General features: G+C 63.7%; 16 protein-coding genes. 7 read left to right on the forward strand and 9 right to left on the reverse strand.

What is annotated here, in order from left to right; translation table 11 throughout:
• Window positions 1-74 precede the first annotated feature (74 nt).
• The gene (locus QN084_RS14495) at window positions 75-3,233 is read left to right on the forward strand and encodes a S8 family serine peptidase (RefSeq protein WP_441339069.1); all 3,159 of its coding nucleotides are present in this window, start codon (window positions 75-77) and stop codon (window positions 3,231-3,233) included.
• Window positions 3,234-3,352: 119 nt separating this feature from the next.
• Here the strand turns inward: QN084_RS14495 and QN084_RS14500 are convergent, their stop codons facing one another.
• On the reverse strand, window positions 3,353-4,237 hold the full coding sequence (locus tag QN084_RS14500) for a helix-turn-helix transcriptional regulator (RefSeq protein WP_069696304.1): 885 nt from the start codon (window positions 4,235-4,237) through the stop codon (window positions 3,353-3,355).
• A 251-nt stretch (window positions 4,238-4,488) separates the two neighbouring features.
• On the opposite strand from QN084_RS14500, the gene QN084_RS14505 reads away from it, so the two are divergent.
• Window positions 4,489-5,898, forward strand: a complete 1,410-nt coding sequence (locus QN084_RS14505) for an MFS transporter (protein WP_069696334.1) — start codon at window positions 4,489-4,491, stop codon at window positions 5,896-5,898.
• On the opposite strand, the gene QN084_RS14510 is transcribed toward QN084_RS14505, so the two are convergent.
• From QN084_RS14510 to QN084_RS14525, 4 genes are all read right to left on the reverse strand, one after another.
• Window positions 5,881-6,270: a serine protease inhibitor gene (locus tag QN084_RS14510; RefSeq protein WP_069696305.1), complete on the reverse strand. Its 390-nt coding sequence runs from the start codon at window positions 6,268-6,270 to the stop codon at window positions 5,881-5,883. The two genes, QN084_RS14505 and QN084_RS14510, sit on opposite strands and share 18 nt — an antisense overlap.
• A 29-nt stretch (window positions 6,271-6,299) precedes the next feature.
• A complete protein-coding gene (locus QN084_RS14515; protein ID WP_021471665.1) occupies window positions 6,300-7,235 on the reverse strand; it encodes a hypothetical protein in 936 nt (311 codons plus the stop codon).
• Window positions 7,222-7,812 carry an SSI family serine proteinase inhibitor gene (locus tag QN084_RS14520; RefSeq protein WP_352231279.1) on the reverse strand — a complete coding sequence of 197 codons (591 nt, stop codon included), beginning with the start codon at window positions 7,810-7,812 and terminating at the stop codon, window positions 7,222-7,224. The genes QN084_RS14515 and QN084_RS14520 overlap by 14 nt, the downstream gene beginning before the upstream one ends.
• A gap of 98 nt (window positions 7,813-7,910) precedes the next feature.
• A complete protein-coding gene (locus QN084_RS14525) occupies window positions 7,911-8,396 on the reverse strand; it encodes a MarR family winged helix-turn-helix transcriptional regulator (RefSeq protein WP_069696307.1) in 486 nt (161 codons plus the stop codon).
• Window positions 8,397-8,534: 138 nt separating this feature from the next.
• Between QN084_RS14525 and QN084_RS14530 the strand changes: the two genes are divergently transcribed.
• The 3 genes from QN084_RS14530 (at window position 8,535) to QN084_RS14540 (ending at window position 9,726) form a co-directional block, all read left to right on the forward strand.
• Window positions 8,535-8,759 carry a hypothetical protein gene (locus QN084_RS14530; protein WP_069696308.1) on the forward strand — a complete coding sequence of 75 codons (225 nt, stop codon included), beginning with the start codon at window positions 8,535-8,537 and terminating at the stop codon, window positions 8,757-8,759.
• A gap of 179 nt (window positions 8,760-8,938) precedes the next feature.
• On the forward strand, window positions 8,939-9,169 hold the full coding sequence (locus tag QN084_RS14535) for a hypothetical protein (RefSeq protein WP_021471661.1): 231 nt from the start codon (window positions 8,939-8,941) through the stop codon (window positions 9,167-9,169).
• Between the two features lie 164 nt (window positions 9,170-9,333).
• Window positions 9,334-9,726, forward strand: coding sequence for a LapA family protein (locus tag QN084_RS14540; protein WP_021471660.1), 393 nt, complete (start codon window positions 9,334-9,336; stop codon window positions 9,724-9,726).
• A 102-nt stretch (window positions 9,727-9,828) separates the two neighbouring features.
• On the opposite strand, the gene QN084_RS14545 is transcribed toward QN084_RS14540, so the two are convergent.
• Window positions 9,829-10,128, reverse strand: coding sequence for a DUF4193 domain-containing protein (locus tag QN084_RS14545; protein ID WP_018778105.1), 300 nt, complete (start codon window positions 10,126-10,128; stop codon window positions 9,829-9,831).
• A gap of 152 nt (window positions 10,129-10,280) precedes the next feature.
• Window positions 10,281-12,773, reverse strand: coding sequence for a beta-glucosidase (locus tag QN084_RS14550; RefSeq protein WP_069696309.1), 2,493 nt, complete (start codon window positions 12,771-12,773; stop codon window positions 10,281-10,283).
• 107 nt (window positions 12,774-12,880) lie between these two features.
• On the opposite strand from QN084_RS14550, the gene QN084_RS14555 reads away from it, so the two are divergent.
• On the forward strand, window positions 12,881-13,468 hold the full coding sequence (locus QN084_RS14555) for a TetR/AcrR family transcriptional regulator (RefSeq protein ID WP_069696310.1): 588 nt from the start codon (window positions 12,881-12,883) through the stop codon (window positions 13,466-13,468).
• Window positions 13,469-13,561: 93 nt separating this feature from the next.
• Here QN084_RS14555 and QN084_RS14560 read toward each other — a convergent pair whose 3' ends face one another.
• On the reverse strand, window positions 13,562-14,908 hold the full coding sequence (locus tag QN084_RS14560; protein ID WP_021471657.1) for an aspartate kinase: 1,347 nt from the start codon (window positions 14,906-14,908) through the stop codon (window positions 13,562-13,564).
• A 180-nt stretch (window positions 14,909-15,088) separates the two neighbouring features.
• Between QN084_RS14560 and QN084_RS14565 the strand changes: the two genes are divergently transcribed.
• A complete protein-coding gene (locus QN084_RS14565; RefSeq protein ID WP_021471656.1) occupies window positions 15,089-16,150 on the forward strand; it encodes a hypothetical protein in 1,062 nt (353 codons plus the stop codon).
• 35 nt (window positions 16,151-16,185) lie between these two features.
• Here QN084_RS14565 and recR read toward each other — a convergent pair whose 3' ends face one another.
• Window positions 16,186-16,785, reverse strand: coding sequence for a recombination mediator RecR (recR, locus tag QN084_RS14570; RefSeq protein ID WP_069696311.1), 600 nt, complete (start codon window positions 16,783-16,785; stop codon window positions 16,186-16,188).
• Window positions 16,786-16,849: the final 64 nt, after the last annotated feature.

The raw sequence follows: 16,849 nt of genomic DNA on the forward strand, positions 1-16,849 counted from the left end.
TGCCGCAACCGGCCCCCGTTTGAAAGGTCCAGGCGATGGCGCCCGGTCCTCCCCAGTGAAAGGTGCACTCACTCGTGAAATCCCAACGAAAGAGCTTCGTCAGAAGCGAGGGCCTTCGGAAGGCGGCGGCCTTGGCTGTCGGTCTGCCGTTGGTGTTCTCTTCCGTGGCGTTGCCGGCCCAGGCGGCTCCATCGGCGGAAAACGTTCCGGCTGTGGCCAAGAAGAACCTTGACCCTGCTGCCTATAAGGACGGCCGTTACATGGTGGTCCTCGCGGAGAAGCCCGCTGCGACCTACGACGGCGGCACGCCCGGCTTGGCGCCTACCAAACCGGAAGAGGGCAAGAAGCTAAAGGCCGACAGTGCCGAGGTGAAGCAGTACCAGTCGCACCTGCAGCGCAAGCAACAGGAAATCGCGAAGCAGGAAAACGTCAAGATCCAGCGCGACTTCACCACCGCTGTCAATGGCTTCAGCGCCAACCTCACGGCAGACCAGGCCATCAACCTGGCCAAGGATCCCGACGTCCTGCTGGTGGCTCCGGACACGCAACAGGCCCCTGACTACTCCACCACCGATTTCCTGAAGCTCAGCGGGCCCAATGGCACCTGGGCAACCCAGTACGGCGGGGTGGACAACGCAGGAAAGGGCACCGTGGTTGGCGTCATCGACACCGGCTACACCCCTTCCAACCCGTTCTTCGCCGGCGAACCTGTAGGACCCCTCGTTGGCAACCCCCAAATAGGCGTTCCCTACCGCACAGACGACGGCAAGATTGCGATGCTCAAGGCCGACGGAGACACCTTTGTTGGTGAGTGCCAGCCCGGTACCGGCACAGGCGCCGACTACGACGGCAGCGCCTGCAATTCCAAGGTCCTCAGCACCCACTACTTCGCGGACGCTTTCCTGGACACCGTTCCTCCGGAGAACCGCGCCCCTGAGGAACTCATTTCCCCCGTGGACGTGGACAGCCACGGCACTCACACCGCAAGCACCGCAGCCGGCAACGCCAACGTTGAGGCAACGGTTGACGGGCGCAGCTTCGGCGTCACCAGCGGCATAGCACCGGCCGCGAAACTCTCCATCTACAAGGTTTGCTGGGAAGACACCGACCCCTCCACAGGCGGCTGCTACGGATCGGCTTCCGTTGATGCGATCGAGCAGGCAATCCTGGACGGCGTGGACGTACTGAACTACTCCATTTCCGGCTCTGCCACGTCCACCACGGATCCTGTTTCCCTGGCGTTCCTTTCCGCCGCTTCGGCAGGCATCTTTGTGGCCACGTCCGCCGGCAACTCCGGCCCGACGCCCAGCACCGTCAACCACGGAGCACCCTGGCTGACCACGGTAGCCGCAACCTCGTTCTCGCAGGAACTGCAGGGAACCGTGGAATTCTCCGATGGCAGCAAGTTCCGCGGAGCGAGCATCATGAACAAGGAGGTGACCGGTGCCGGCGTCGTGCTTTCCACCGATGCCGCCAGCGGCAACGGTGACGCTGCCCTCTGCGCTCCGAATTCGCTGGACCCGGCCAAGGTGGCGGAGAAGGTAGTTGTCTGCGACCGCGGCGTAGTTGACCGTACCGCCAAGAGCGCCGAAGTACTGCGTGCCGGCGGCGTGGGCATGATCCTTGTGAACCTGACTGCCTCCTCGCTGGACACCGACAAACACGCGGTCCCCACCGTGCACGTCAACCCGCCGGCTACCGCCACCATCAAGGAGAAGGTCGCGGCCAACCCGGCCATCACCGTCTCCCTGCTGAACCGCGACACCACGCGTCTCCCGGCTGAAGCCCAGCCGCAAATTGCCGGGTTCTCCTCGCGCGGCCCGCTGCTGGCTACTGACTCCGACCTCCTGAAGCCGGATGTTTCCGCTCCCGGTGTCGCCATCCTCGCCGGCGTTTCCCCGATCGGAACCGGAGGGGACAACTTCGGCTTCCTGTCCGGTACGTCCATGGCCTCCCCGCACGTGGCAGGCTTCGGAGCCCTGGTCCTGTCCAAGAACCCCACATGGTCCCCGGCAGCGGTCAAGTCCGCCATGATGACCACCGCAGGCCAAGTGAAACTGGCCAACGGCACTCCGAACACGGACGTCTTCGCAACCGGAGCCGGACAGGTGGACCCTGCCAAGGTCCTTTCGCCGGGCCTGGTCTACGACAACACCACGGAGGACTACCTCAAGTTCGTCCAGGGAACGGGCATGGACCTGGGCATTCCGGGCCTTGGCACCACGCAGGCCCGTGACATGAACGTGCCCTCCTTCGCGCTGGGCAACCTCGCCGGCAAGATCGAGGTCACCCGTACCGTCACTGCCCTGACGCCGGGTCTGTACCGGGCAACGGTCAACGTTCCCGGAGTCGACGTCAAGGTCACCCCGTCCGTCCTCAACTTCAGCCGCGCCGGTGAGAAGCGGACGTTCAAGGTGAGGTTCGAGAACAAGAACGCAGAACTGGGCAAGTTCGCCATGGGTTCGCTGAGCTGGCAGGGTGCCAAGCAGACCGTCACCTCACCCATCGCGGTCCGCCCACAGTCGGTGATTGCTGACAAAGCGCTCGCCTTCACCGGTACCGGCCCCAACGGCTCGGGAACCATCAACATCACCTCCGGCACCAACCTTCCGGTGGGCGTCACGGTTGACGGCCTGTCCAGGGCTGACTCCTCTGCCGTGGAACTGGTCCCCGGCCCCTTCGCGGGCGAGACCAACGCATCCAACTTCGTGAAGAAGGTGACGGTGGGTGAAGGCCGTGCGCTGGCCAAGTTCTCGGTCATTTCCTCCGACGAGGCCGCGGACTTCGACATGCTGGTCCTGACACCCTCCGGGCAGCAGCTCCCGTCCGCCACGGCCTCGGCCAGCGAGTCTGTGACTGTCACGAACCCGGCGCCGGGTGACTACTACGTTTTCGCCAACCTGTACGCGAGCCCCAACAACCAGCCCACCAAGGCAACTGTTGATGCCGCCGTCCTCGGCGCGAACGAAGGCAACGCCACACTCACCCCCAACCCGATCAAGCTGGCCAACGGCAAGAAGGGCACCATCGCGCTGAACTGGAAGAACCTGGAACCGGGTTCCTACATCGGCCGGCTGACCTTCGACGGGACCAGCGAGCCCAGCTTCGTCACCGTAGTGGTGAGCCCGGGTGGGGCAGTAGTTGTTCCTGACAATGAGAATCCCAAGAAGGACAAGAAGCACCGCGGCAAGATCCGCAGCGACGAGCCGACACAGGAGAACAACGCAGGCTAGTCTGTGTTCTCCCTGTAACAACTGTGGCCGGTGGGTTTTCCCACCGGCCACAGTTGTCACGGACCGCCGATTGGTGGCTGGGCAGCGTCCTTCGTTGGCGGTCTAATAGTCCGCCGCCATCACTGGGCCGTGACGCGCTTGTGCTGCTCAGCGCCGGTGGCGTGCTCGCAGGACATCAGCAATTGCAGCGCTTCTGCCGCGGGCGTACCCGGGTCTGCGGCGTACATGAGGACGCGGTGACCGGATTGATCGGGCGGAGACAGGACTTCGAAGTTGAGTTCAATATCGCCAACCTCGGGGTGGTGCATGTACTTCACACCGGACATGCAGTTCTCCACGGGATGACGGGCCCACAGGTTGGCAAACTCCTGGCTGTTCATGACCAACTCCCCAATTAGCGACGCAAGTTCCGGGTCATCCGTGGCACGGCCGGCTACCAGCCGCAGCGAAGAAACAGCACGTGTGGCCTCCTCCTGCCAGCGTGTGTAGAGCTCACGTGTGTGGCGGTCCAGGAACAGCAGCCGCGTCATGTTGGGCCGCGTGGATGGAGAGTCAGGCGAGGCGAAATCCAAGTGGCCGGCCACCAGCCTGTGGCCGATGCGGTTCCACGCCAGGACCTCGCTGCGGCGTCCAAGGACGACGGCGGGCGTCGTGGCCAGCGACTGGATGAGCCGGAGTGTGCCTGGCCTGACCTTGTCCGGCTTGGTCAGGGTCCGTCGCTTGCTTGTTCCGGGCCGGGCGAGGTTGAAAAGGTGTGCCCGCTCATCGGTGTTCAAGTTCAAAGCCCGCGCGATGGCGTCGATCACGGCCTCGGACGCATTATTGCTGAGCCCCTGCTCCAGCCGGGTGTAGTAGGTGCTGCTGACACCGGCCAACATCGCCAGCTCTTCCCTGCGCAGGCCCGGTACGCGACGGATGCCGTAGTTCAGCAGGCCGACGTCCTCTGGCTGTAAGGCAGCTCTTCGGACGCGAAGAAACTCCCCAAGTTCACTTGGATTACTCATGCGCCCCATTCTGCCGGTGTCGTGGGACCTTGTCCTGTCACTGCCAGTGGTAGGCAGAAGGGGGTGTGGTTGATGCTGCGGGATTGGATGAACGTGGAGTTGTGAAGATGCCGTCCACGGGCGGCTGTACCTCCAAAAGAAGGACCTTTCCCATGACAACGCAACCCGATGTCAGCACGGAACCCGGTGTTCCACCCTTGACTGAAGAAGTCCGGACGCCCGTCCAGGCAGCAACCCAGGCTCCGGCGCGTATGAACGGCCGTCAAAGGCTGGCACTCATTGTCCTGCTGGCGGCGAGTTTTACCTTGGCCGTCGACTTTTCCATCCTCAACGTTGCCCTCCCGGCCATCGGCGCCGACGTTGGATTCAGCCTGGAGAACCTGCAGTGGATAGCTACGGCGTTCGCGCTTTGCGCTGCCGGGTTGACGCTCCTGTTTGGCCGCGTGGCAGACATTGCGGGGCGTCGCAGGATGTTCATCATCGGCATGGCTTTGCTGGGAGCTGCCTCGCTGGCCGGTGGCCTGGCTGCCGATCCCGCACTGCTGTTGATAGCCCGCGTGGGTCAAGGCATTGCGACGGCGATAGTCGTCCCTGCTGCGCTGTCGTTGCTCCTGGCCTCGTTCCCCGAAGGTCCGCTGCGGGACAAGGCATTGGGGCTCAACGGTTCCCTGATGGCCGCAGGCTTCACAACCGGCGCCATCCTTGGCGGGCTCCTGACCGACCTGCTCAGTTGGCGCTGGGCCTTCTTCATCAACGTCCCGGTCGCCGTCGCGGTTCTCATCATCGCCCCGATCGTCCTCGGTGAGAGCAAGCCAGCTGCCAAACTGAAGCTCGACGTCCCCGGGGCCATCACGGTAACCCTGGGCCTTCTTGCACTCGTCTTTGGCCTGACCAACGCCGCCGAACATTCCTGGACCGATCCGTTGACTTTGGGGTCGCTCGCCGCAGCCCTGGTTCTGTTCTTGGCTTTCGTGGCGGTGGAGCGCAAGGCGTCGTCCCCGTTGGTTCCCTTGGACATCTTGAAGCGCTCCGCAGTCGCCTGGGGAAACATCGCCGGCATTCTTGCCTTCGTCACCGAGACGTCCCTTGTATTCCTGCTGACCCTGTACTTGCAGCAAGTGCTCGGGTACACCCCGCTTGGCGCCGGTCTTGCCTTCGCGGTCCTCGGCCTCGGCACAGTGCTCGGTGGAGTTCTTGGCCCCAAGGTCATCGGAAAGATCGGCAACAAGAAGGCCATTGTTTACGGATTCATCGTCCAAGCCATCGCCACCGGCGCGCTTGTGCTGCTCAGCGAACACCCGGCTTCGATTGCTCTGCTTCTGATTGCCACGTTCATCGGTGGTGTGGCAAACCTCGTCGTCATTGTTGGTTACATGGTCACCGCCACATCTGGCTTGCCTGATGGAGAGCAAGGCTTGGCTACGGGGTTGGCAACAATGAGCCAGCAAATCGGCATCACCATGGGTATTCCGATCATGAGCGCCATCTTCACCGCACAGATCCTGTCTATCGGAAACAACGCCCCTCCGGCCGTCCTCAGCGGTGTCACTACGGCAATCTGGGTGAACGCAGGCCTGTGCCTGGCCACGGCCCTGGAAGTGGGATTGTTCCTCCGCCGTCCGGGCCTGCTTACGCCGGAAATTTCACACGTTGCCCGTTGAGCCCCCGAGGCCGCCGAACAAGGGCGCCAGGCTGCGCCACCGGGCGATTTCGCAGCCGTCGGTCCGGCTGAATTGGCTGTTGACTTGCCGTCCGCGGAACGTCCCCTCGACCACCGCGATTTGCGGTCCGCCGTACTGCTGCGTGCAGATCCGGTCCGGACGCGGTACCGGGAAGAAGGCTTCCTCGCCGAACTGCTCGACGGCGGCAAGTGCCGCATGCGCGTCCGGCAAGTTGGATTCCACGGAACCTTCGTCCGGGGAGAGGACGCCGTCAGCGGAACGGAGGCGGTACGTCCTCGGCTCCGCGCCGGGTGCCTCTGTCAGCGTTACGGTCAGGTCGACGTCGTATTCGGTCTTTTCGGAAGAAACCATGGTTACCTTTCGCTGGTGCGGCGGGTGCTTCAAGCGTTGACCGGCAGGGCTTCCAGTAACGGACCCACCGACTCAAGCACGCGGGCCCTCAACTTCTGCGACTCGGCTGCGAAAGCCCGCTGGTACTCAACGTACTCGGCTTTGCCCTCCGGTGTCTCGATCCTGATGGGCGGGTAGCCCCATTCTTCAAGGTCGTAGGGTGAGGCCTGCATGTCCATGGCCCGGATCCGCCAGGACAATTCGAAGCAATCCATCACCAGCTCGCTGGGCAGCGCGGGGGCCAGCTTATAGGCCCACTTGTAGAGGTCCATATTGGCGTGGAGGCAACCGGGCTGCTCTATGGTCCGCTGGTTCTCCCGCGTAGGAGCGAGCTCGTTGAGGGCGACAGCGTCCGGCGTGTAAAAGCGGAAGGCATCAAAGTGGGAGCAGCGGATGCGGTTCTTTTCCACCACGTCATCCGTCCCCTCCCCGCCGAGCCTGAGCTGCAGGTACTCATGGCGTAGTTCGAACTTTTCCTGCCTGTACACCATGGCCCACTCGTGGAGGCCAAAGCAGCCGAACTGGGCGGGCCGCATCGAGGTGCCCTTGAGGATGATCCCGGCGAAGCGAACAGCTTCCGCACGCTGGTCCAGGAACGGCTCGCGGTGGAAAGCTACCGCAGGCGTCCCGGGGGCCAGTCCGACGGCGGCGAGCTGGCCGTCGTCGAGCCTGTGATAGAACTTCCAGTCGGCCCGCTCCAGTGCGCGCTCCCCGCTGAGCACAACGCCGTCCCCGGGGTGCCAGCGCAGCAGTTGCCCAGGCTTCTGCGTGTAATACGTGAAGAGGAAGTCCTCCACAGGGTGCTTCTGCCCGGCGGAACGGCGGGCGAGGTAGGGGTCGGCATAGCGGGCGACGCGCGCGTGATGGGCAGCCTCCAGCCCGAGCCACTGCTCCTGGGGGAGGTGCTGAAGCCTAGGCTGCACCACCACTGGCACCCAGGATGCTGCCGGCGGCGTCCCACAGGGCAATCTGGCAGCCGTCGGTCCTGCTGAACTTCGCGTCCACCTCGGTGCCGTCAACGGCGCCCGTCACGGTGGCTGTCTCCGGGCCGCCGAACTGCATGGTGCAGGCCTGGTCGGTCTTTACCGGCGCGGGGTTGAGGAGCGCGGGGTAGTTCTTCAGGACCTCGCAGGCAGCGGCCGCGGTGGGATGGTTGCTCTCTGCCGCCGGAACGCCGCCCTGGCACACCAAGGTGTAGTTCTTCGGCGCGGCGTCAGGAGATGCCAGGAAGGTAATGGACAGCTCCGCATTGCCTTGGCCCGGAGTGGGCGTGGTGGCGGGAAGGCTCGGGTTGGGCGAAGTATCGCCGGGGCCAAGGGTAGTGGGAACCTGCGTGGGCGTTGCCCCTGTAGTAGCCGACGACGACGGCGCCGGGCTGCTGCTGGAGGTGGCGCTGCTTGACGTGGCGCTGCTGCTTGAAGTGGCGTCCGGCGCAGGGCCGCCGGTGCAGGCGGCCAGTCCGGCAACAGTCAGTACTGCGAGGGCGGACCGAACGAATCGCATGCGCATTGGATCTCCTTGGTTGCTGCCATTTTACGCGGTCTCTCGGTTTTGGACGCCAGGTGTTGTACCTGCCGGGGGGCGTGCTGCTGTTCTCCGGCTTACCCGACTTGTCCGACCCTGACCCCGCGTTGTGTTGCCGCGATCAGGCCTGTCATGGCTTGGTGCAGTTCGGCCACTTCTTCGCGGCTTAGCTGCAGGCGCTCGCGGATCTGCCCGGGAACGGCAGTTGCCTGTTCACGGAGGGCCGCGCCCTTCGCCGTGAGGGTGATGGCGAGGGCGCGCTCATTGCCTTGGACTCGTTCCCTTGTCACAAGGTCCGCTTCCTCCAAGCGGCGGAGGAGCGGTGAAAGTGTGGCGGGCTCGTGGAGGAGGGCATCGCTGAGGTCCTTGAGGGTGCGGGGACTCCGCTCCCAGAGGGCCAGCATCACCAGGTATTGCGGATGCGTGAGCCCGAGCCGCTCCAAGACGGGCTTATAAATCCCCACCACGCTGCGGGATGCCACGGTCAGGGCGAAGCAGAGCTGGCGTTCAAGAAGGAGATCGTCGGCTTGATCGTTGACATTGGTTCCGCTGGCTGTGGTCATGGTTTCCTTCCCGGGCTGTGGGCGTGGCTCCAACCGGCGGACATGCGATGCCGGTAGCCCTGCAGCCAATTAGTTAGTGCACTAATTATTAGCCTACTATGGAGGTATTGATCCGTTGAAACAAGGAGTCGATCGCCGGTGGCCAAGGAATCTTTCGCCCAGAAGTTCATGCGTGCAACGGGCAGGCTGCGGGTTATCTTCGGCCCGGCCCACAGCAGCTCCCTCGATCACGAGATGACCGAGGCCAATCGTCGCCTTCTGGCGCAGCGCCAAGCGGAAACACAGCAGTGGGAAACCATTCGCCGACCCGATGGCAGCACGTACGTGGTTCCCCGCAACCCGGACGACAAGTCTCTGCGCTAAACCTTCGGTGCCCTCCCCGCGAGATGGCATTTGATGGCAGTCCGGGCGGGGAACATTGCGATTAAATGCCAACTCGCGAACTGACCATTGTGGCTCTCCGGGCGTAAAATTGCCTCACTGGAACGGCGCGCACCGGCCCTGCCGTTTTCCTTTCTCCTGCGGAAAGGGGGTGGAAGAAAATGGGACGCAAATTGGAAGGCTTCCAGCACGTAACCGAACGGCTGCAGTCCGTTTTTGGACCGGCCACTCATGGCTATTCGGATGCTCCTGTGGTGCACAAGCACGATGACTTTGAGCTCGCCTCGGAAGAGGACCTTAAGCATTTTGACGTGGAGACTGACTCCGAAGGGCATCACTACGCTGTCCGGAACAACGATCCAGGTCCAACAACCACCGATTACAGCCTTTAGGGCTGACGCTGGGACCGGGGTTCAGCTCCGGTCCTTCGCTTTGGCGTCCGCGGGCTCCAGCGCTTCCATCATTGATGCTTCCACGCGGGTGATCAGCATGCTTATTATGTTGTTACGGGATGAGTGGAAACAGGGTCAGTCCTGTTTGGGGAGAGGGGCCGGGAATGAGTTTCCAAGATGATGCCGGAAGGATCCCTGCAAACGCAGGAAGTATCCCGGCAAACACCGGACCCGCCGTCCGGTCGCAGGGCCCGGTGCCTGGATCTTCCCGCCCGACGCGTACGGCAGCCGTCTGGGTTGCGGTGGCGGTTGGCCTGGTGGTGCTGGTGCTGCTGATCGTCTTCTTCGTGCAGAACCAGGACATGGTGACGGTGAGGTTCTTCGGATTGGAAGGATCGCTTGCCCTGGGTACGACGCTCTTTATCGCGGCCGTCGGAGGGGGCGTGCTGGTTGCGTTGGCCGGAGGTGCCCGCATCCTGCAATTGCGGATCATTAATCATCGCCGGCAACGCAGCCTCGCTGGGCACGGTACCGGTGCGGGAGTCGAAAACGCTTAGTAATTGCGGAAGGACCAGTTCACAGAGTGAACTGGTCCTTCCGCATTTAACCCGACGGCGGCACTCCCTGACGACGATCAGACCGCCCGGGTTGTGGAGGTCCTAGCCCTCGCAGTCAGTGCAGTAGGCCACGCCATCTTTCTCGCGGGCGATCTGCGAGCGGTGGCGGACCAGGAAGCACGAGTTGCAGGTGAACTCGTCATTTGCCTGCGGGATGACCTGGATGACCAGTTCTTCGGCGACGATTTCGCCGCCGGGGCCGTTGGCGTCGAGGCCATCGGTCTCGTCGAGTTCCAGCACCACGCTCTTGGCCGTGGGGGCGCTGGCGGACTGGAGTGCCTGGAGGGACTGCTCCTGGTTTTCTTTGACGTCTGTGCGGAGTTCGTCGTAATCGGCTGCCACTTGTTTATTTGCCTCTTCAGATAGGGGAGTTACGGCTATGCAACGTACAGCATGCCATGAAAATTCCATACCATACCGTAAAGAGGCCACATGTGGGGAAAACCACGGTAACTAATGTCATGCAATGGACACGTTAGGGGTGTTCACCTGTCTCAGCGCAGCTCAACATCCAGCTCCTGAAAGTCGTCTGCGGCATGGCGACCCACCAACAGGGTAAACGTGCCCGGCTCGAACTGCCAGCCGCCGTCGTAATGGGCGAAGGCCCTGGCCGGAATCCGCACCTCGACGCTTTCAGTCCCGGACGGCGCCAAGTGCGTTCCCGCGTAGCCGGCCAGCCAACGGACGGGCCGTTCCACCGCTGTCTCCGGGCGGGAAAGGTACACCTGGACCACCTCTCGGCCCGTGCGGTTTCCGGTGTTGCGGACCGGCACGTGGACCACCACGTCCTTACCCGCAGGCACGCACTGTGGCGCATGTGCCGTGCCGAACTCGATGCTGGTATATCCGAGGCCGAACCCGAACGGCAGGGCCGGTGCTGCGCCACCAGCAGCTTCCTGTTTGAGCCAGGCGCGGTACCCGACGTGGATTCCCTCGGAGTACACCACCTTGCCCTCCACCGGCGTTGTACTGAGCACCGGAACGTCCTCCAGCGCGGCCGGCCACGTGGTGGGCAGGCGTCCTCCGGGCTCCTCCTTGCCCACAAGGATGTCCGCGATTGCGTGGCCGAACTCCTGGCCGCCGAACCAGCCGAGCAGCACTGCACTGACCTTGTCCAACCACGGCATCAGAACGGGTGATCCTGAGTTGACCACCACCACGGTGCGGGGATTGGCTGCGGCCACGGCGGACACCAGCTCGTCCTGGAATCCGGGGAGATCCAGGTCGGTGCGATCGAAGCCCTCGGACTCAATGGCTGCGTTGGTACCAACCACCACAACGGCGACGTCGGAGGCGCGGGCTGCTTCCACTGCAGCGGCGATGTCTGCATGCGGGTTGTCCACCACCGTTTCCTCGCCAAGCAGGATGGCCGTGAGTGGAATGAACTGTTCCTCGGGCAGCCGGTACTCCGCTTCGATCCGAACCATTTGGCCGGCGGCCGTTTCGATGGCATGGATCGTGGCGGGCGGGTCGAAGAGGGCCGCGCCGAGGACGTTGGTCTGATCCTCCAGTTCGCCACTGAAGACGTCTTTACCGTCCACGGCCAGGCGGATTCTGCCCACGGTGCCCACCCCGATGTGATGGGTTCCAGCCGTCCGTGCCGTCCAGTCGGTGACCATCCGGATGCTCGCTGTGCCCTCCGGGATCCCGACGCCGAACCAGATAAGGTGCGACGCAAGCCGGTCCTCACCTGAGATTTCCGAACCGTCCGCAGCATGGAAGGCCACCCGTATGCCGGCAACTCCGGACACGGGATTGTGCAGGTCCGTCCGGGAAAAGGCCTGGATACCCTCGGCTACCTTGGCCCCGCGCGCATAGGTGACCTTGACGTCGTCGGGCAGTGCCGTCTGCAACCCCTCCAGTGGCGAGACCGTGTGCTTGGGCATGACCGTAGCGCTGCCGCCGCCTTGCGTGCGCGCCTCATCGGCATTGTGGCCGATGACAGCGACGCTGCCGATGCTGCCGGCGTCCAGGGGAAGCAGCCCATCGGGGTTGCGGACCAGTACCGCTCCGCGTACGGCAATGTCGCGTGCGACGGCGGCCCCGTCCAGTTCGGCCGGTAGCCGGGTAATTGCCGGTTTGAAGCCTTCCAGTACGCCGACGCGGGCCGCAAGCCGGAGGATGCGGGTGACCTTCTCCAGGATGGCTTCGCGGCTGACGCGGCCATCGTTGACCGCAGCTATGAGTTTGGGTCCCCAGTGGCCCGCAGGGCCCGGCATTTCCAGGTCCTGGTGCGCGTTTGCGGCGTCAATGGAGCGCACTCCGGTCCAGTCGGAGACCACTACTCCGTCGAAGCCCCACTCCGTGGAGAGCGGTGTTTCCAGGAGGTCGTTTTCGCTGGCCGTGGTGCCGTTGATCGAGTTATAGGAACTCATGACCAGCCAGGCGCGGGCTTCCCGGATGGCGTCCTCGAACGCTGCGAGGTAGAGCTCGCGCAGGGGTTGCTCTTCAACCACTGAATCGGCGGTAAAGCGGTCAGTTTCCGCCTCGTTGGCGAGGTAGTGCTTGGGTGTCGCACCCACGCCCATGGACTGGATGCCCTCAACGTACCCGGCCGCAATGGTGGCAGTGAGGCGGGGATCCTCGCTCATGCACTCGAAGTGGCGGCCGCCCAAGGGTGAACGGTGGAGGTTGATGGTGGGGCCGAGCACCGCATGGACGCCCTTGCGCCGGGCTTCCTGGCCAAGGATCTGGCCGTACCGGCGTGCCATGTCAACGCTCCAGGTTGCGGCCAATGCTGTCGGCGAGGGCAGGGAAACGGAGTCGTGGCGTTCGTCGAAGTCCTCACCCCGGACGCCTGCCGGACCATCGGACAGGACGATCCGGCCCAGGCCGATGTCGGGAAGGGAATGGGTGGACCAGATGTCCGCGCCGGTGAGCAGTTGGACCTGCTGTTCGAGGCTGAGTCCGGAAGCAAGCTCGCGGATCCTCGCTTCGGCATCGTCGGTGCCGACGGTGAGGGCTTCCATCAGGCGGGGTTGATTCATGGTGACTCCTTTGTGCATGGCCTTTTCAGGACTTTCACCAAGGGTAGCGCTAGAAATCTAGTGTGACTAGGTTTTTAGCGGGGAGCCCGCAAATATACACTGAACCAATGTCTACTTCGAGGGCGCGCGGACAGTATGCCAAGGGCGCTGAACGTCGGGAACAGATCATCCAGACAGCCACAGACGTCTTCGCCACCGAAGGATTTGAAGGGACCGCGCTCAAGCGGGTCGCCGAACTCGTAGGAGTCCGGGAAGCAACGCTCTTCCACTACTTCAAGGGCAAGCAGGAGCTCCTCACGGCGGTCCTCGCCGAGCGCGACCGCCGGGCAGCCGCCGTCGGGAATTCCGAAAAAGCGGGACTTGACCTGATGGCCCCGATCGCCGAGCGGAACCGCCAGGAGCGCGGGCTGACCACCCTGTACGCGGTGGCCTCGGCGACCGCCAGCCACCCCGGGCATGACTCCCATGAGTACTTCCGCCAACGGTACGAGGCTCTGGTGGGGGACATCAGCGCTGATATTTCCCAGCGCCAGCACCTGGGGGAGGTTCGGTCCGACGTGGATCCTGTGCAGCTCTCCCGCCTGGTGGTGGCGGCCTTCGATGGACTCCAGCTGCAGTGGCTCTACGACAAGGACGTGGACATGGCCGAGGGACTCCGGACCCTCATCGATGTCCTCTTGCCCCCGGCCGGATGACCTGCCGAAGCAGTTAACGGATAATGCCGCCCTGAAGCCTCAGGACGGCATTATCTTTTTGGACCTGTCAGGGCTTGGGGCCCGGGGAAGTTCCTAGCGGCCGGTGCCGCCGTAGACGGTAGCCTCGGCGTCGCCGTCGAGCTCGAATGCGGCGTGGATGGCGCGGACGGCGTCATCGAGCTTGTCTGCGCTGGTAACCACCGAGATGCGGATTTCCGAGGTGGAGATCATGTCGATGTTGATGCCGGCGTCAGACAGCGCCTTGAAGAACGTAGCCGAAACGCCCGGGTGCGAACGCATGCCGGCGCCGATGAGGGACAGTTTGCCGACGTTCTCGTTGTACTCGATGCTCTCGAAGCCGATCTGGCCCTCAGCGGCGCGAAGGGCGGCCAGGGCGTCGGCGCCTTCAACGATGGGCAGCGTGAAGGAGATGTCCGTGCGGCCCGTCCCGTGGGTGGAAACGTTCTGGACGATCATGTCGATGTTCGAGTGGGCGTCGGCGATCACCTGGAAGATCGCAGCGGCCTTGCCGGGGATGTCCGGAACGCCAACAACGGTGACCTTGGCTTCGGACCGGTCGTGTGCAACGCCGGAGATGATTGGCTGCTCCAAGGCAACTCCCTCTTGAATCGTGAACTTTTCATCGGCACCCGGGATGACCCATGTGCCTTCGTGGTTACTGAATGAAGACCGCACGTGCAGCGGCACGCCGAACCGGCGGGCATACTCCACGCAGCGCAGGTGCAGGATCTTGGCGCCGGACGCAGCGAGCTCCAGCATTTCCTCGCTGGAGATGCGGTCGATCTTCTGGGCGGAAGAAACCACGCGGGGATCGGCAGTGTAGATGCCGTCAACGTCCGTGTAGATCTCGCAAACGTCCGCTTCCAGCGCTGCGGCCAGTGCAACAGCGGTGGTGTCCGAACCGCCGCGGCCCAGCGTGGTGATCTCATTGGTGACGCGGGTCATGCCCTGGAAGCCGGCGACGATTGCGATGTGGCCCTTGTCCAGCGCCGTGCGGATCCGGTGCGGATCGACGTCGATAATTCGCGCCTTGCCGTGGATACCATCGGTAATCATGCCGGCCTGCGAACCGGTAAACGACTGGGCGGAAGCACCAAACTTGTTGATCGCCATTGCCAGCAGAGCCATGGAAATACGCTCGCCGGCGGACAACAGCATGTCCATCTCACGGGCCGGGGCGGAGTCGGTGACCTGGGCTGCGAGGTCGAGGAGCTCATCCGTGGTGTCACCCATTGCGGAGACGACAACGACTACCTCGTTGCCGGCCTTCTGCGCATCCACCACCCGCTGGGCAACCCGTTTGATGCCGTCGGCATCGGCAACCGAGGAACCGCCGAACTTCTGGACGATCAGCTGCTTGGTAATGGCAGCTCCGCCTGCGAGCTCTTCGATTTTCACTTCGGTAGTGGGCATAGTCATGCGCGCACCCTCACTGCAATTAATAGGGTTCGAATCCGGCGTGCCAATATCCTCATTGGAGCACGCCGGCGTAGCTTATTTGCCAAGTTTATCGCCGGGTGCTCCCCACGCAGGAATTGTGACCACATGGCGGCATCATGAGGCATTTCGGCCTATGATCGCCCGGCGTACTATCCATTTATGACGTTCCAGGGCGGAGAATCCGACTATGAGGTGATCGGTGGGGGAGTCATTGATGACCGTCGTCCGCACCGTGCCGGGACCGAGGCGGGACCGGCAGCGGCCCACGACGATGAGTCACCGGCCCATCCGCGCAATCCGGTGGGTGCAGCGGCCCGCGCTGCCTGGTCGGATGTGGTCGCGTCCCTTGGCTCGTGGCGGTACTGGACTGCATGCGTTCTGGGGATAGCGGCCGCCGGCGCCTTGACCGCGGCGTTGGTGGGATTCGGCGCAGCCAACGGATGGTTCGAAACAGGCCTGTGGGACGCCGTCTACCTGCTGCTGGGGGCTTGGCTGGTCCTTGTCGCTGCAGCTCACGGGGCCGTCCGAGGATTCAGGCGTCCCGCGTCCGGCGTTCTTGCTGCCCTGTTCTCAGGATTGCTGCATGGCCTGGTCCTGGCGCTTTTGTCCGGCGTTGTCCTGGCTGCGGTTGGCGCAGCAACCGGAGGGCCGATCGTGCTGGCGATTGCCGCCGTCGTCGTTGTCACTGTGGAGGTGGCGCTGTTCGGGCTGATCGGTGCCGGCAGCCGCGCCTGTTTCCGGAGGGCCTTGCCCGGAGGCGTGCTTGTGGCCCTGCTCCTGGCTTTCCTGTTGTTCGGAAACGTGGTGGCAACCCTCGCGCTGCTTCCGGGCACGTCCACCACCGCGCAAGCCTCGGTTCCGGTCAACGTGGAGCGCGACGAATCCGGACGCATGACCGCTTATGAATGCGTGGGCCAAACGCGCCCGGTTGAGGTTGCGCACACCGATCGGGTGGCGTGGATCGCGGCGAGCAACCCGGTGATGGTCTTCGGGAGCACGGCGGGGGAGTTTGTTCCCAGGAACAGCGATTTCGCGTGGATACTCGCCGGGTTGCAATGGGCCGCCGATGGTCCGCAGCGGGACGTTCCCTGCCTCGGAGGCGAATCGAGTGACAGCCTGCCGCCAACGGTGCCGGTAGCGGTCACCGGCCTGGCGCTGCAGGGCGCCGTGGCCGCGTTGGTGGTGATTCCCGGGCGGATGCGGTTGCGCCGGAAGGCCTGAGCTATTCGGCGCTTGCGTTGGTCAGGGGCCCGCGGTCAGGCGAGGGCGTTGCGGCGGCCCTCGAAGGCACGGCCAAGCGTCACTTCGTCGGCGTACTCGAGGTCTCCGCCCACCGGCAGCCCGGACGCGAGGCGCGTGACCGTGATGCCGATCGTTTTCAGCATCCGTGCCAAGTAGGTGGCCGTCGCCTCACCTTCGAGGTTCGGATCGGTGGCGATGATGATTTCCTGGATGGCGCCGTCGTTGAGCCGCGTAAGGAGCTCGCGGATCCGCAGCTGTTCCGGGCCGACGCCCGCGATGGGGTTAATGGCGCCGCCCAGTACGTGGTAGCGCCCACGGAAGGTACGCGTACGTTCAACGGCCAGGACGTCCTTCGATTCCTCCACCACGCAAATGACCGAGGGGTCCCGGCGGGGGTCGCGGCAAATGTTGCAGGTTTCCTGCTCAGTGACGTTGAAGCACACTGAGCAGAACTTCACGCGTTCCTTGACGGTGGTGATGGCTGCAACCAGGCGCTCCATATCCTCGGGATCAGCCTCGAGGATATGGAACGCCAGGCGCTGCGCCGATTTGGGCCCAACGCCGGGGAGCCGGCCGAGCTCGTCAATCAGCTCTTGAACTGCACCTTCGTACACAATGTCCTCGTTCGTTTCGTTGCAATGCCGCTGCGCCCAGGGTTAGGGCTGCGTGCCAGGCGCA

Origin of the sequence: Paenarthrobacter sp. R1 (genome assembly GCF_030264015.1) — a bacterium.
Taxonomy (GTDB): Bacteria; Actinomycetota; Actinomycetes; order Actinomycetales; family Micrococcaceae; genus Arthrobacter; species Arthrobacter ureafaciens.

Excerpts from the sequence above, each read along its gene's own strand:
- QN084_RS14505 (WP_069696334.1), top strand. The coding sequence starts at position 4,489 with ATGAACGGCCGTCAAAGGCTGGCACTCATTGTCCTGCTGGCGGCGAGT.
- QN084_RS14525 (WP_069696307.1), bottom strand. The coding sequence starts at position 8,396 with ATGACCACAGCCAGCGGAACCAATGTCAACGATCAAGCCGACGATCTC.
- QN084_RS14535 (WP_021471661.1), top strand. The coding sequence starts at position 8,939 with ATGGGACGCAAATTGGAAGGCTTCCAGCACGTAACCGAACGGCTGCAG.
- QN084_RS14540 (WP_021471660.1), top strand. The coding sequence starts at position 9,334 with ATGAGTTTCCAAGATGATGCCGGAAGGATCCCTGCAAACGCAGGAAGT.
- QN084_RS14555 (WP_069696310.1), top strand. The coding sequence starts at position 12,881 with ATGTCTACTTCGAGGGCGCGCGGACAGTATGCCAAGGGCGCTGAACGT.
- QN084_RS14560 (WP_021471657.1), bottom strand. The coding sequence starts at position 14,908 with ATGACTATGCCCACTACCGAAGTGAAAATCGAAGAGCTCGCAGGCGGA.
- QN084_RS14550 (WP_069696309.1), bottom strand. The coding sequence starts at position 12,773 with ATGAATCAACCCCGCCTGATGGAAGCCCTCACCGTCGGCACCGACGAT.
- QN084_RS14520 (WP_352231279.1), bottom strand. The coding sequence starts at position 7,812 with ATGCGATTCGTTCGGTCCGCCCTCGCAGTACTGACTGTTGCCGGACTG.
- QN084_RS14510 (WP_069696305.1), bottom strand. The coding sequence starts at position 6,270 with ATGGTTTCTTCCGAAAAGACCGAATACGACGTCGACCTGACCGTAACG.
- QN084_RS14500 (WP_069696304.1), bottom strand. The coding sequence starts at position 4,237 with ATGAGTAATCCAAGTGAACTTGGGGAGTTTCTTCGCGTCCGAAGAGCT.
- QN084_RS14565 (WP_021471656.1), top strand. The coding sequence starts at position 15,089 with ATGACGTTCCAGGGCGGAGAATCCGACTATGAGGTGATCGGTGGGGGA.